Source organism: Bacillus sp. JST-5 (assembly GCF_057747715.1).
On the sequence record NZ_JBYLHW010000007.1, the window covers coordinates 1 to 15,661 of the forward strand.

At 32.8% G+C, this 15,661-nt stretch carries 12 protein-coding genes and 1 pseudogene; 11 read left to right on the forward strand and 2 right to left on the reverse strand.

Annotation, left to right across the window (positions count from 1 at the left end):
* Positions 1-329 precede the first annotated feature (329 nt).
* Entirely contained in the window at positions 330-1,757 is a 1,428-nt protein-coding gene (locus tag AC3ASS_RS03015) for a hypothetical protein (protein WP_488282032.1), read from the reverse strand.
* Between the two features lie 930 nt (positions 1,758-2,687).
* On the opposite strand from AC3ASS_RS03015, the gene ltaS reads away from it, so the two are divergent.
* From ltaS to AC3ASS_RS03070, 11 genes and pseudogenes are all read left to right on the forward strand, one after another.
* Positions 2,688-4,622 carry a lipoteichoic acid synthase gene (ltaS, locus tag AC3ASS_RS03020; RefSeq protein WP_488282082.1) on the forward strand — a complete coding sequence of 645 codons (1,935 nt, stop codon included), beginning with the start codon at positions 2,688-2,690 and terminating at the stop codon, positions 4,620-4,622.
* 106 nt (positions 4,623-4,728) lie between these two features.
* Entirely contained in the window at positions 4,729-5,487 is a 759-nt protein-coding gene (locus AC3ASS_RS03025; RefSeq protein ID WP_488282033.1) for a DUF2087 domain-containing protein, read from the forward strand.
* 2 nt (positions 5,488-5,489) lie between these two features.
* Positions 5,490-5,843, forward strand: a complete 354-nt coding sequence (locus tag AC3ASS_RS03030; RefSeq protein WP_488282083.1) for a DUF6176 family protein — start codon at positions 5,490-5,492, stop codon at positions 5,841-5,843.
* Between the two features lie 206 nt (positions 5,844-6,049).
* A complete protein-coding gene (locus AC3ASS_RS03035; protein ID WP_488282034.1) occupies positions 6,050-7,714 on the forward strand; it encodes a glycerol-3-phosphate dehydrogenase/oxidase in 1,665 nt (554 codons plus the stop codon).
* A 43-nt stretch (positions 7,715-7,757) separates the two neighbouring features.
* Positions 7,758-8,684, forward strand: coding sequence for an alpha/beta hydrolase (locus AC3ASS_RS03040; RefSeq protein ID WP_488282035.1), 927 nt, complete (start codon positions 7,758-7,760; stop codon positions 8,682-8,684).
* A gap of 187 nt (positions 8,685-8,871) precedes the next feature.
* Positions 8,872-9,022, forward strand: a pseudogene (locus AC3ASS_RS03045) (HAD family hydrolase); the annotation flags it as partial.
* A 318-nt stretch (positions 9,023-9,340) separates the two neighbouring features.
* Entirely contained in the window at positions 9,341-10,096 is a 756-nt protein-coding gene (locus AC3ASS_RS03050) for an NRDE family protein (protein ID WP_488282036.1), read from the forward strand.
* 94 nt (positions 10,097-10,190) lie between these two features.
* Positions 10,191-12,074, forward strand: a complete 1,884-nt coding sequence (htpG, locus tag AC3ASS_RS03055) for a molecular chaperone HtpG (RefSeq protein ID WP_488282037.1) — start codon at positions 10,191-10,193, stop codon at positions 12,072-12,074.
* A gap of 167 nt (positions 12,075-12,241) precedes the next feature.
* Positions 12,242-12,649 carry a hypothetical protein gene (locus AC3ASS_RS03060; RefSeq protein ID WP_488282038.1) on the forward strand — a complete coding sequence of 136 codons (408 nt, stop codon included), beginning with the start codon at positions 12,242-12,244 and terminating at the stop codon, positions 12,647-12,649.
* Between the two features lie 203 nt (positions 12,650-12,852).
* Positions 12,853-13,761: an N-acetylmuramoyl-L-alanine amidase gene (locus AC3ASS_RS03065; protein ID WP_488282039.1), complete on the forward strand. Its 909-nt coding sequence runs from the start codon at positions 12,853-12,855 to the stop codon at positions 13,759-13,761.
* A 334-nt stretch (positions 13,762-14,095) separates the two neighbouring features.
* Complete coding sequence (locus AC3ASS_RS03070) at positions 14,096-14,914, forward strand: CAP domain-containing protein (protein WP_488282040.1); 819 nt, start codon at positions 14,096-14,098, stop codon at positions 14,912-14,914.
* A gap of 96 nt (positions 14,915-15,010) precedes the next feature.
* Here the strand turns inward: AC3ASS_RS03070 and AC3ASS_RS03075 are convergent, their stop codons facing one another.
* Positions 15,011-15,580 (reverse strand): nucleotidyltransferase family protein, encoded by a 570-nt coding sequence (locus AC3ASS_RS03075; RefSeq protein ID WP_488282041.1) that lies wholly within the window; start codon positions 15,578-15,580, stop codon positions 15,011-15,013.
* Between the last annotated feature and the right edge of the window lie 81 nt (positions 15,581-15,661).

The window sequence follows — 15,661 nt, forward strand, 5'->3', positions numbered from 1 at the left end:
GGAATGAAAGAGTCAAGCGAAGTAGGCTTGACTCATGAATGACATCCTTTAGAATGAGTCCAAGGTGAAGAAGGTAAGAAAATAAAAAATTAAGAAAAACAGAGAATAGACGAATTTTTGTCCGAAAATTAGGGGGTCAGACCGACTCCTTATACATTTTCATCTTCGACTCATCGACTTGCAAATAAAATTACCTAAGTTGCAAGTTTTCACGTCGTGCAAATCACACATCCGTACACAAAATACAGGGCACGGATATGTAAATAAAAAAATTTAGGAGAAATTGTAACCCTCAATTTCTCCTTCTTTACTTAAAAACAAGTTTTTTATTATGGGAAAAGAATGAAACCGACGATCGTTGATATGATTAGACCAATGATGACAGGAACGAAGCTTTTTCTAACTAGTTCCATAACTGGTACTTTGGAAAAACCGGCAACTGCTACAAGGGAAGACCAAGCAATCAATGTTCCGCCACCAACCCAAATAGCACCCATTTGTCCGATTGCAGCCAATGTTTCTACATCGATTCCGACCGTTTGCCCTAATGCTCCTGATAAAGAACCAACTAATGGTAAACCTGAAAATCCTGACCCATCAAGACCTGTAATCATTCCAATCAGGAGAATTCCAAATCCAGCGATTATTGCGCTTTCTGGAATGTAATGTTGTCCTGCAATAATTAAATCGAATAAAAACGAAGGAGTTTCATCCGGATTCACCATTAATATTTTCGCTGATAATTCTCCGCTTCCAATAAAGAAAAATCCTGCAATCGGAATAACCGGTCCCATCGCTTTAAAAGCGAATAAAAATCCTTTGACTAAATGGTCACTAACATCTGTAAGGAATTGTTTCGAATGATTAAAGAGCGAAGCAAATATGAGTAATAGAATCGATGCCCCGCCAATAAGCGCTGCCCCTGTTCCGCCTTCAAGCGAAGGAATACTTTCATTAAATTTTGAAAGAATCATATAAATGATAATCATTAAAAATGTGAGTGGTACAATAATCGCAAACAATAAGCTAAACGGACGATTTTTTCTCGTTTCATCCTTTTCATTCATAATCCCAGATTCCAGATGTTTATTTTCCCACTCTTTTAGATAGCTCATTGATGGCTTACGAATATGTTTAATTAACGTGAAATATGCAATTACTAGGGCTATAATTCCTGTGACAATTGATAAAACTAACGCGCGATCTGCAACGACTCCAATATTAGCTGAAGCTGAAGTTGCTGTAATCGTCGGTGCAATTTGAATCACGTAGTCGGATGATAAAGCCATCCCTTGACCTGCCAAAGATATGGCAATAGCAGCACCTATTGGTGGCAGCCCGGCTCGAATGGCAACTGGAATGAGTAGCGCACCGACAAGTGGAACAGCGGGAGTTGGCCAGAAAAATAAAGAAATCAAATAGGTGACGATTACAATGACCCAAAAGGAAATATGACCATTTTTCATCACTCGTTGAAATGGAGTAATCATTTGTTCATCGGCACCAAGCGATTTTAATGAATGAAGCAAAGCGGTCATTATCGCAATAATTAAAAATATATTAAATAACTCGCCAGCAGCTGTTAAACTTGCATTAAAAATTGTCTGCAAACCGAAGATGAAGGATTCTCCATATATCCAACCAACTAAAAAAGTAACGATAATCGCTGGAACAACGACATTTTGTCTAAACAACATCGTTAAAATAATTAAACATGTACCAATGAGATACATCCAATGTGCTGCTGTTAATTCCATGCAGAAAACTCCCTTCAAAAGAGGATCAAACAAAAAAGGTGTACTATAGCCTATGTCAGTTTTGGCAGTTGGTGAAAAAATCCTAAACATTTCTATTAAGGGAGGACAAAGATAGGAGATTTGTCTGACTCAGATTTCTAGTAAATTAATTAGACAAAAATGAATGAATTACATGGTCAAGCTATTTCCAAAATGATTCAATTAAATGAGAATGATATATAATAAGAAGTTTTTCGGTATGGATAATTTCATTGAAATATATCATTGAGGTTGCCCTTATACGTATTACAACTTATAAAGTTGGAAAATTCCCATTCTAAGCTTGGAAATTTCAATCCATCACATGGAATTCGCACGCACCAACAGTGTTTAATTAGTATTATAATGTTGGTTAAAAAGTTATATCGCACCCACTAATTCTTCTTCTCCAATAATAAAATAACCATAATATTATTATGTAAACTTTAATCATTCAATTCTATTTCCAAATTCATAGAGAAGGGGAGACTCGCGATCATTTCGTTTCAATGTTTGATAGTTGGACATTGATTATAGATAATATGATAAGAAATCAATTATTTTCTATGTAAACTATTGTTTGTCATACTAAATTTTTCTGTTCTTTATTCAAAACTTGTACTCATTTTTCCAAATCTTTATATATATGATGATTAAAGAAAACAACCCATAATAAATATGACAAAAAAAGGAATATTGGTAGCCTGCTATTGACTTTTATGAAAAAAAGAGTATGATTATTATTCTGTTAGGGTTACTTGTGTTTGTTGTAATGAATAACATATTTATAGTTTTTTAGTATTATTGGATAAAAAAGGATATTCGATACTTTTGACATATTTAAAAAAATGAAAAACTATGAGAAAATGTACGATATGAAAGTAGGTGAAAAGTTTGAAAAACTTTATTAATATGAATCGCATAAAAGACCGTTATATTGCTTTTTTCTTTTTAGCAGTGATTTTGCTCTGGTTGAAAACATATTTTACTCAATTAACACAATTTAGCCTTGGTGTAGATAGTACATTTCAACAATTTCTATTATTCTTAAATCCGCTTGGTTCGGCGATTTTATTCTTAAGTATTTCATTCTTTTTCAAAGGTAAAAAAAGATATTCAGCATTGTTAACGATTTATTTTCTAATGTCGTTTTTATTATATGCAAATGTTGTTTACTATCGATTCTTTAGTGATTTCATTACGTTCCCAACATTAATGCAAACGCAAAACTTTGGGAATCTAGGTGGAAGTATTTTAACACTGATTAATCCTACAGACATTTTCATGTTCGTTGATTTTATTATCCTAGTTGTTATTCGAGCATTTAAATGGATTCAAATAGATGATAGACCGTTTGCTAGACGTAATGTTTTTGCATTAGTATTACTAGCATTGAGCATTTCTAGTTTTAACTTGGCACTTGCTGAATCCGATCGTCCGCAATTATTAACAAGAGGATTTGACCGTAACTATATTGTGAAATATTTAGGAATGTATAATTACACGATTTATGATGCTGTGCAAAGTACTAAAGCTTCTGCTCAACGTGCATTAGCTGATACTGATGACGTTACAGAAGTGCTAAACTATACTCGCTCAAATTATGCAGAACCAAATCCAAAATATTTCGGTATTGCTAAAGGAATGAACATTATTTATATTCATTTAGAATCATTCCAAAACTTCCTAATTGACTTTGAATTAAACGGCGAAGAAGTTACACCGTTTATTAATTCCTTTGTTCGTGACCCAAATACGATGTATTTTGATAACTTTTATCATCAAACTGCTCAAGGAAAAACTTCTGATGCTGAGTTTATGTTGGAAAATTCATTATTTGGTTTACCACAAGGTTCTGCTTTTATAACTAAAGGATTAAATACGTACCAAGCAGCACCAGCTATTTTAAAACAAACACAAGGTCATACATCAGCAGTTTTCCATGGGAATGCTGGTTCATTCTGGAACCGTAATGAGATTTACAAATCGTTCGGTTATGACCACTTTTTTGATTTAAGCTATTATGAAGCACAGCCAGAAGATATGGCTGAATATGGATTGAAAGATAAACCTTTCTTTGAACAATCTATTCAATATTTAGAGTCTTTACCTGAACCATTTTATACAAAATTTATTTCTGTATCTCACCACTATCCTTATTTAATTGAGGAAGAGGAAGCAACAATAGATCCACATACAACAGGAGATGGTTCTGTTGACCGTTACTTCCAAACAGCTAGATATGCGGATGAAGCTTTAGAGGAATTCTTCCAATACTTGAAGGAAAGTGGATTGTATGACCGTTCCGTAATCATTATGTACGGTGACCACTATGGAATTTCCGAAAATCATAATCGTGCGATGGAACAAGTATTAGGGAAAGAAATTACTCCATTAGAAAGTGCTAAATTACAAGAAGTTCCATTAATGATTCGCGTACCTGGCATGAAAGGCGGAATCAATCATACGTACGGTGGTCAAATCGATTTATTACCAACATTGCTTCACTTAATGGGAATTGATACGAAAGATTATGTACAATTTGGTACAGACCTTTTATCAAAAGACCATGAAGAAGTGGTGGCTTTCCGTAATGGAGATTTTGTAAGCCCAACAATTAGTTTTGTCGGAGGAAAGTTTTACAATACTGAAACTGGTGAAGAAATTAATGATGATCAACTAGAATTAGCTGAACAATATGAGGAAATTGTCGAACAAAAACTTCTGTATTCGGATAAAGTTGTGAATGGGGATTTATTAAGATTCTATACACCAAACTCTTTTACACCTGTTGATCGTTCTAAATATAATTACACAAAAAAAGAAAATGATTCTAATATCGAATAAAGTCTCGGAATTAAATTTCCGAGGCTTTTTTTCTTACGTTAGGATAATTTTATAAACATTATATTAAAATGTTTATAAAATCATTTGTTATGGAGGTTAATTTTTAATGGAAAATGAGCACTTATTTTGGAAAGCAACCATCGATGACCTTTGTAATGGTTATATTTATGACAATAATCAATATATTTGTTTAATTTGTCGTGCAACGTATGAAGATGGTGTGATTTACCCTATGAATAAAGAATTATTTGAAGCACGTAAAGCCATTAAAGCACACATTCAAGAAGCACATACATCTATGTTTAACTATTTATTACATATGGATAAAAAATACACTGGATTATCCGATCATCAGAAAGAAATCCTTCAATATTTTTATGAAGGATTAAAGGATAAAGAAATTGTAAAAAAAATCAATGCGGGAAGTACATCAACGATTCGACAACATCGCTTTAAATTTAAAGAAAAAGAAAAACAGGCGAAGATCTTTTTAGCTTTGATGCAATTATTAAACAACAATAGAAAAGACATTCATGAAGAATTTGTACCAATTCATAAGGGGGCGAAGATGGTGGATGATAGATATGCCATAACAGTTGAAGAAAGAGAAAAAGTATTGAATACATATTTTAAACAAGGAATAGATGGTCCACTAGAAAGTTTTCCAAGTAAAGAAAAGAGAAAAATTATTGTATTGCAACAAATTATGAATCGCTTTGATCGATCAAAAAAATATACAGAGAAAGAAGTCAATGAAATTTTAAAACAAATCTATGCTGATTACGTGACCATACGCCGATATTTAATTGAATATGGATTTATGGATCGAAATAAAGATTGCACAGAATATTGGGTGAAACAATGAATATAAATGTTGAATTAACAAGATTTAAAGTAAAAGAAGGAAAGTCAGCAAAAGTTGATGAATGGATGGAATTTTTAAATAAGCATATGAATAAAGTGTTACTTACATTAAAGGATGAAAAAATGTATGTAGAAACGATCTTTCGAGAAAAAAGAAACGGCGTTGAATATTTATACTGGTATTCTATTCAAGGGAATGGTGGACAATCCGTTGAAGAGTCCAATCATTGGGTTGATCACATTCATCTTCAATATTGGAAGGAATGTATCGATCCCAATGAAGAACCATTGGATTTAAATACAGAAGTCGTGATGATACATCCAAACATTCAACAAGCCATTATCCAATCAATGTAGCAATAATATTTTGTCGAATTTGACTAGAAGTTTTTTCAAACATATGCTAATATTAAAGTAAATTAAATTAAGTGGTTAGAGACGAAGAGAGACCATGCAACATTTTAGTACAGATCGTACTAAAGTGTTTGTCATGGTCTTTTTTCGTTATCCACTAGTAAATATTTAGTAAGAGGATAATTCAAAGGGAAAATCGGAGGAGAAACATGATGAACATTCAATTTTCTGGAAAAGATCGTGAACGTATTTTAGAAACCATGTCAAAGGAAAAATATGATGTTTTTGTCATAGGTGGTGGAATTACAGGAGCAGGTATCGCTTTAGATGCCGCCTCTCGCGGAATGAAAGTCGCACTTGTAGAAATGCAAGATTTTGCTGCTGGTACATCCAGTCGTTCTACAAAGTTAGTTCACGGTGGATTAAGATATTTAAAACAGTTCGAAATTGGAATTGTTAAGGAAGTTGGAAGAGAGCGTGCCATTGTATATGAAAACGGGCCACATGTCACTACACCTGAATGGATGTTACTTCCATTTCATAAAGGAGGGACTTTTGGGCCACTCACGACTTCCATCGGACTAAAAGTGTATGACTATTTAGCTCAAGTAAAAAAATCTGAACGACGCAAAATGTTATCCGCTGAGGAAACTCTTCGTAAAGAACCATTAATAAAAAAAGAGGGGTTAAAAGGCGGTGGATATTATGTCGAGTATAAAACCGATGATGCGCGATTAACCATCGAAGTTATGAAAGCAGCAATTACTCATGGTGCACACGCTGTAAACTATACAAAAGCAGAACAATTTATTTATAATGACGCAAAAAAAATTATAGGAGTAGTTGTTAAAGATTTAATCACTGATAAAACATATAACATTTATGCTGATGTTATTGTCAATGCATCAGGTCCTTGGGTCGACCAAGTTCGTAAAAAAGACTATGCAAAAAATAATAAACAATTGCGTTTAACAAAAGGAATCCATTTAGTATTTGATCAATCAGTATTCCCATTACATCAAGCCGTCTACTTTGATACCCCAGATGGTCGGATGGTTTTTGCCATTCCTCGCGACGGAAAAACGTATGTAGGGACAACTGATACCTTTTTTGACGAAGACATTGCACATCCTAAAATGACAAGTGAGGATCGTGACTATGTCCTTCGAGCGATTCATTATATGTTCCCTGATGTTAAAGTAACGGCAAAAGATGTTGAATCTAGTTGGGCTGGTGTCAGACCATTAATCTATGAAGAAGGAAAAGATCCTTCTGAAATTTCGAGAAAAGATGAGATATGGGAAGTTGAAAGTGGTCTAATCACCATTGCTGGTGGAAAATTAACCGGATACCGTAAAATGGCGGAAAATGTAGTCAATATCGTATCTAAACGTTTGCAATTACAAGGAAAAACTTATAAACCTTGCCAAACAGCTCATTTACCGATCTCCGGTGGGGATTTTGGCGGTTCTAGTCAATTTCCGACATTTGTAGAGAAAAAGGCAAAAGAAGCAATTTCTTTCGGTTTAACGACAGAAGAAGGCTATTATTTAGCAAAAAAATATGGCTCCAATGTCGATGAACTTTTCCGATATGCAAAACAATGTGCAGATAGTGATGAAACACTCCCACCATTTGTCTATGCACAATTGCTATACGCCATTGAACAAGAAATGATCGTAAAACCGGTTGACTTTTTCATTCGTCGAACAGGTGCATTATTCTTCCAAATTCAATGGGTAAAAGAATGGAAAGATGCTGTTATTGAAAAAATGGCACAAATATTCTCTTGGACAGAAGAACAAAAAGAAGAGTATAAAAAAGAATTAGAAAAAGAATTGCTTGATGCCGTCGTACCTGTTGACGAACAATAAAGGATGACATATGATTGGATTAAAAATCATGTAGGTGACGTGGATGAAGAGCGTTACATGTTGGAAAACGATGAATGACGGGACGGATATATTTGTAAAGAAATGGACGGATGAATCGAAGCATCCTAAAGCCATCGTTCAACTTGCGCACGGTATGGCAGAACATATTGAACGCTATGATGCTTTTGCTCAATTTTTAGTGAACAACAATATATTTGTATTCGGAAACGACCATCGTGGACATGGAAAAACCGGTGAAAAGTCTGGCATATTCGGATATTTTGCAGATGAAAATGGCTTTGAACGTGTAGTAGATGATTTATATGAAATCACGCAAATGATTCAAACAGAATATCCTAATCTTCCATTGTTTCTAATGGGTCATAGTATGGGTTCCTTTTTAGTTCGCCGATATATACAAAAATATTCAAATATTGATGGAGTAATATTATCTGGAACAGGTGGAAATCCTGGATTTGCTGGGAAAATTGGAAAATATATTGCGAAGCGTCAAATGAAGAAATTGGGAAGGAAAACACCTAGCCTTACGTTAAATAAACTCATTTTTGGCACTTATAATAAAGGATTTGAATCAAAAACTGGCTTTGAATGGTTGACACGTGATGAGAAGGAAGTAAAAAAATATATGGAAGACCCTTATTGTGGTTTCGTTTGCACTTCAGGATTTTTTTATGATTTATTAGATGGTCTAGAAGTGATTCATCGTGATTCGGAAATTCAACACATTCGAAAAGATCTTCCCATGTTTATATTTAGCGGTGATCAAGATCCGGTCGGGGCAAAAACGAAAGGGATTCAAAAAATGATTCGTCAATATAAGGAAAATGGATTAACTAATATTGATTATATCTTTTATCCAAATGGCCGCCATGAAATGTTAAATGAACGAAACCGTGAAGAAGTTTATACAGATGTACTTCATTGGATACAGAAACAAATCAAAGAATGATCGGGCAGTTCCGGTCATTCTTTTTTGTTAAAAATATAGCAACAACTATATTGTGTAATAAAAGAATAAAATGGTAATCTATAATTCTTTAACTTATTAAAATATTAAATGTTTACTTAAAATCCACAAGTTTTTCTCACAAGCAAAGGTTAAATGAAAATTATGATTATAGTTAGGAGATATTCATATGATTCAATTAATATTAACAGATATGGATGGGACATTCTTAAATAATAGAGGGGACTTCAACCGGGAGATATTTAGGAATGGATGAAAAAGGAGTTGCTTTTGCTCCTGTTACTGGGAAACAATGTGAACGAGTAGAAAAATTATTTGGTAACGCTCTTTTCGTAAAGAATGTTGTTTCTTGATGTAAATTTCTGATTCCCTATTTAAGAGGATTTTTTAAAACTCATTAAGGGCAAACGTAACGTACTAGGATTGCCTTTTTTATTTAATGAATTTTGTTTTTCTACTAGTAATTAAACATCTTGTCTTGTACTATCCATTTCACTGTTTGGAATTTATTTCTATAAACAATGTATAACTAACTTTGAAAACAGATTTCATAGAACAGATTGAAAATCAGGAAATTTCCTCCAACCATTACAACATGTTAAAATGATGAAAATGAAACCATAAGGACAGTGAATGAGATGTGTTTAATTTTATTTGCCTATCAAGTCCATCCTCAATACCCATTAATTGTTGCTGCCAATCGAGATGAATTTTATGAAAGACCAACAGCGAAAGCGAATTTTTGGGAAGATTATCCGTTTATTCTGGCAGGTAGAGATCTTGAGAAAATGGGAACTTGGATGGGAGTAACCAAATCTGGACGTTTCGCAGCATTAACAAATTTTCGCGATCCAAAGGAAATTCTTTTTGAAAAACGTTCACGAGGAGAAATTGTAAAACATGCACTAACCTATCCCGGTCCTATCGCTGAATATATGGAAACTTTACAAGAAAATTCGACCTTATATCCGGGATATAATTTAATCGCAGGAAGTACTCATGAACTATTTTACTATTCCAATCGTGGAAAAAAGGTAGAAGTTATTGCACCAGGAGTTCACGGTGTAAGTAACCACCTTTTGAACACTCCATGGCCGAAAGTGGTTGATGGAAAAAAAGAATTAGCGAAATTGATAAAATATCGAACTCCTCAAATCGTTGAACAGCTATTTAATTTATTACAAAAATCCGATCCATTTCCGGATGAAATGCTACCGAAAACGGGAGTATCTCTTGAGTGGGAAAGAAAATTATCCCCGCTCTTTATAAAAAGTGAAGGATATGGAACAAGGAGTTCGACGGTCATCCTATTCTCTAATGAAAAAATTGAATTTTTCGAACGATCATTTTCAGAAGAAAGATCGGAACAAATTTATACGATTCCCTTACAATGATTGACATTGTTTAAAGAATATGATAAAAAAATGGTGGAATTAGCACTCATTGTCGATGAGTGCTAATGTTAGTTATAGGAAAGGGGAGAAAGAAATGAAAAAAACAGAATTTAAAGCTGAATCTAAAAGATTATTGGAAATGATGATTAACTCCATTTACTCCCAAAAAGAAGTCTTTTTACGCGAATTAATCTCTAATGCTAGTGACGCGATTGACAAAATTTATTACAAAGCTTTAACGGATGAATCCATTACATTTAATAAAGATGACTATTACATAAAAATCATCCCAAATAAAGAGGATCGAACTCTACGGATTATTGACACTGGAATAGGGATGACAAAAGAAGAATTGGAAACTAACCTTGGTACTATTGCGAAAAGCGGTTCGTTAGCGTTTAAAATGGAAAATGAAATAAAAGATGGACATGATATTATCGGACAATTTGGCGTAGGGTTTTATTCAGCATTTATGGTAGCAGACAAAGTTACTGTTAAAAGTAAAGCATTAGGTAGTAACGAAGCCTATCAATGGGAATCTGAAGGTGCCGACGGTTATACAATTGTTCCTTGTGAAAAAGAGGAAGTTGGGACTGAAATTATTTTAAAAATTAAAGAAAATACCGAAGATGAAAGATATGATGAATATTTAGAAGAATACAGACTTAAACAAATTATTAAAAAATACTCAGATTTTATTCGTTTTCCAATTAAAATGGATGTAACCGTACGACAACCGAAAGAAGAGAATGATAAAGAGTTTATTGAATATAAAGAAGAAAAAGTTATTAACAGCATGGTACCGATTTGGCGAAAAAATAAAAATGAACTAAAAGAAGAAGATTACGAGAAATTCTATCAAGAAAAACATTATGGATTTGATAAGCCATTAAAACATATTCACATCAATGTTGATGGATCGATTCGTTATCAAGCAATTCTTTTTATTCCAGAACGTATGCCTTTTGACTACTATACAAAAGAGTATGAAAAAGGGCTTGAATTGTACTCCAACGGCGTTTTAATCATGAGTAAATGCCCTGACTTATTACCTGACCATTTCAGTTTTGTTAAAGGAATGGTAGATTCAGATGATTTATCCCTGAACATTTCAAGAGAAATGTTGCAACACGATCGCCAGTTGAAATTAATCGCGAAAAATATTAATAAAAAAATCAAAAATGAATTGTTAAGTTTATTAAAAAATGAGCGTGAAAAATATGAGAAATTTTATGAGTCTTTTGGTCGTCAATTAAAGTACGGAGTTTATGCAGACTTTGGTGCAAATAAAGAACTTCTTCAAGATTTGTTGCTGTTCTATTCTTCGAAAGAAAAGAAATTAGTGACACTAGAAGAATATGTATCCAGAATGCCTGAAGATCAAAAATATATTTATTATGCTACGGGACAATCGTATGAACGAATTGAAAAACTTCCACAAACAGAACTAGTTGCCGATAAAGGCTACGAAATCTTATACTTCACAGAAGACATCGATGAATTTGCGATTAAAATGTTAGTATCTTATAAAGATAAAGAATTTAAATCCGTCTCTAGTGGCGACTTAGGCATTGATAGTGAAGAAGACAAGAAGAAAAAAGAAGAAGAGGAAAAAGAACATAAAGAATTATTCGAAGAGATGAAAAAGATTTTAGATGGAAAAGTCACTGCTGTTCGGGCATCTAATCGTTTGAAATCCCATGCGGTTTGCTTAACAGCGGAAGGCGAAATCTCAATTGAAATGGAAAAAATCTTGAATTCAATGCCGAATAATCAAGGAATAAAAGCACAAAAAATATTAGAAATAAATATTCATCATGAAGTATTTGAAGCACTTAAAAAGGCACATGAAACAGATCCAATGAAACTTAAACTGTTTACCAACTTACTATACAATCAAGCGCTTTTAATCGAAGGATTATCTGTGGAAGACCCAGTAGCATTTACAAATGACATTTGTAAAGTGATGGTTTCTTAATAAAAAAATTGCCGGTAGAATGAAGCCGGCATTTTTTTATGAATCTCTCTCTTTTACAGATGGAATCATTATTTTCATGAAAAATAGTAAACGTATGACAGATTCCAATCAATATGTTATTGTGTTTTTATACATATTTTGTTATTTCATACATATAGGAGAGTATTATGAATAAACAAGCATGGATGAAGAAGTTAATCTCAGTATTATTATCTTTAGTTATTTATACACTATTCTATACTTGGTTGTTATTTAAAGATACAGAACTTATGTATATATCTTTCATCGATCTTTTTTCTTCTAATTTGACCCATTATATTACCCCTTTCCTTTTTATTGGTTTGTTATCATCATGGATAGATGATGTAATGTCTATAAAAAAGGGAAAACTAAACGTACATTGGACATTCAAATTTCTATTCTATCTAGGAATTGGTATATTCGTTGGTGTAGTTTTAGCATTTGTGCAACATCAGATTGAATTCGTCACATATTTTATTCAACAATCTATCATTGCAGTCATCCTCCTTTTTATTATTCAATGGATCATTGATTGGTTTTTACGAAATAAATAATAGCAATCTATAGGATATATAATGCGAAAAGTGATTAGCTAAATGCTAATCACTATTTTTTCCTCAACAATTCTTTACTATTCCTCTCATCAAAATTTCAATTTCCGTTTCTATAATTTTCAAGAATTATTGTTTTTTTTACTATTTTCTATGAAAATATACCTATGAAAATTTTACTTATTTCATAGAAAGGAGCAACTAGTTTGAACAAAAAATGGATTTACCTACTTTTCTTAACTATTTTTTTGCTAGGGTGTCAAAAAGTTGAAACAGGACAACAAACGAAAAAAATAAGACTTCATCAAACAAAAACAATGGAAATTTCAATGGAGAAGGAACAAATTCCAGAATTCTTATACGTGGAAAAATCGGAAAAAAAGATAGTTAAAACTCAACAAAAGATTTCTAATGAAACAACTCCTACAAAAAATGAAGGAAATAATGACGAGATATCTAATAAAGCAAAACTTACCGTAACAACTAATAAAAACGTTATGAATAATGACAAACCTCAAAAAAAGAATAAGCAAGAGAAACAAAAGATTAAAGATCCAAATCGTCCATATTTACTGCCATCCCATTTATCAGAACCAAGGAAAAAACCGATTACACATGTTGTTATTCATTTCATGTCTAATGCACCTAACAACCCAAATCAACCGTATATCATGGACGATATTATAAAAATATTCACAGATTATGGTGTTTCTTCACATTATGTCATTGATCGAGAAGGAAACATCCATCCATTAGTGGAAGAAAATCGCGTAGCGTATCATGCAGGAAGAGGAAAACTACCAGGATTTCCTGAAACCGATCAACAATTAAATCATTATTCCATAGGAATTGAACTATTGGCCATCGGGACAAAAGATGAAATGAAATCAATGATGTCTTCTGCCACATACAATCAAATTGATCCGAAACATATAGGATTTACGGAAAAGCAATATGAATCTTTGAAAAACATATTGAATCAAATTCACCACCGTCATCCACAAATATTACTTAATAGAGATCATATCGTAGGACATGACGAATATTCACCTCAAAAAACAGATCCTGGTGAGTTATTCGACTGGACAAAGATTGGTTTAATGAAAGATAGATAGATTCGTAACATCTGTTCGTCATGTTTTTATGATTAACGTTTAAAATGTAAAATAATTATAATAATTGTTAAATAAAGATAGTTTCTGAAAGTCTGTCAACAGAAAATTTTTAGTAATATTAACATCTAATAGATATTCTATGAATCTTTTACATAAAATAGAAATTACGGCATATTTACATATCCCTTAAAAATAAAGGAATTTTATCACATTTATTTTGAGTTTCTTCGTAAGTTCTTTATTGATTAACCGCCTTCCAATAATGTCCAAAAATATTACAAAAACTCCGTGTTATGATATGGTTGAAAGCTAGGATATTAGAGGAGGCAATAAGATGAATCATAAGTTATTAATAACAGTAGCAGCATCGTTTGCGTTATTTTCGTCTTCTTTAATGGGAAGCTCGGATGCAAATGCAACAAAAATTAAACCAAATCCATCAGCATCCTTACACATGGAAAACATTCAAAAATGTCTTGAAAAGAAATATCCCATTAAAATTCAACAGCCAAAAACAGAAACATCTGAGACTGTAAAAAAACCAAACGAAACAAAAGAATCAAATAAAGAACAAAATACAGAAAAACCGAAGCAAGAACAAAATGTCGAAGCTCCAAAACAAGAGCAAAAAAATGACATTCCTAAGCAAGAACAAAATGTTGAGACACCTAAACAAGAAGAAAAAGTTCCAGAAGTACAGCAACCAGTTCAAAAACCAACAGTCCCAAACAATCAAAATGAAGAGCAACCAAAAGAACAACCAACAAGCTATTCATTAAATGCTTTTGAACAACAAGTGGTTGATTTAACTAACCAAGAACGTGCAAAACAAGGACTTGCTCCTTTAAAAGTTGACATCGAATTAAGTAAAGTTGCACGTGAAAAATCTAAAGATATGGCCATCAATAACTACTTCTCACATACAAGTCCAACATATGGATCACCATTTGACATGATGGAAAAATTTGGAATTTCATATACTGCTGCTGGCGAAAATATTGCAAAAGGGCAACGAAGCCCACAAGAAGTTGTTAATGCTTGGATGAACAGTAGTGGACATCGTGCCAACATATTAAATCCTAACTTCACACACATCGGAGTAGGATTTGTCGATCAAGGCTACATTTGGACACAACAATTTATAAAAAAATAATTTCATCGCTTTATGAAAATAGCACCTCAATAAATATTGGTGCTATTTTCTTTATTTCAAATAATCATTGGCAAAGGGCTTACATACATCGAGTCTTTAATCAATATGATAGATTTTAATTTTATACCAAATAGATTTCCAATTCTTTTTTTGAATCCTTTCCTCGTAAATGGTTGCAAGTTCTTTTGATTGTTGAAAATAAGGAGTTGGTTTTACTTCCAAATGGATCACATCGTTTAATCCCCAAGGAGCGGTCAGGACTAAACAATCTTCCTCATCAAGCTTAACTCCTAAAGCAGTAGCCGTTTCTGGAAACTTTGAGATTGCATCTTCTGAAGAACTAAAGGGAGGAAGTTGATTAATGATATGCATTCTTGCTTGATTTTTCACAGACCAAGGGATATGAGGCATTAACGATTTCAATTTTTTCTCTAAGACCTTTTCAAATTCTTCATTAATGTTTTTGTCATCAAAATAGATAACATCAACATCAGGAATCTCTGTTTTATGAAACCCGTGCAACGTGTCCCAAATTTTTGAACGAACAAATCCAGCACAAACCCACCAATCAGGTAATTCTAACGTTTTTACTACCTTTAATATTTCCATCATTTGTTTATCACTGCTTATTAAATTTATCACTTCTTTATAGGTATGAAGCATCATAGACCTCCTAAAACAGAACATATATTCTTATATTAACAGATAAAAAGAATTATTCTATTATTTATTTCAAATTTGAAATAA

Bases quoted from the DNA above. Each gene is read 5' to 3' on its own strand.
- htpG (WP_488282037.1), top strand. From the start codon at position 10,191: ATGAAAAAAACAGAATTTAAAGCTGAATCTAAAAGATTATTGGAAATG.
- AC3ASS_RS03040 (WP_488282035.1), top strand. From the start codon at position 7,758: ATGAAGAGCGTTACATGTTGGAAAACGATGAATGACGGGACGGATATA.
- AC3ASS_RS03035 (WP_488282034.1), top strand. From the start codon at position 6,050: ATGATGAACATTCAATTTTCTGGAAAAGATCGTGAACGTATTTTAGAA.
- AC3ASS_RS03050 (WP_488282036.1), top strand. From the start codon at position 9,341: ATGTGTTTAATTTTATTTGCCTATCAAGTCCATCCTCAATACCCATTA.
- ltaS (WP_488282082.1), top strand. From the start codon at position 2,688: ATGAATCGCATAAAAGACCGTTATATTGCTTTTTTCTTTTTAGCAGTG.
- AC3ASS_RS03015 (WP_488282032.1), bottom strand. From the start codon at position 1,757: ATGGAATTAACAGCAGCACATTGGATGTATCTCATTGGTACATGTTTA.
- AC3ASS_RS03025 (WP_488282033.1), top strand. From the start codon at position 4,729: ATGGAAAATGAGCACTTATTTTGGAAAGCAACCATCGATGACCTTTGT.
- AC3ASS_RS03060 (WP_488282038.1), top strand. From the start codon at position 12,242: ATGAATAAACAAGCATGGATGAAGAAGTTAATCTCAGTATTATTATCT.
- AC3ASS_RS03075 (WP_488282041.1), bottom strand. From the start codon at position 15,580: ATGATGCTTCATACCTATAAAGAAGTGATAAATTTAATAAGCAGTGAT.
- AC3ASS_RS03070 (WP_488282040.1), top strand. From the start codon at position 14,096: ATGAATCATAAGTTATTAATAACAGTAGCAGCATCGTTTGCGTTATTT.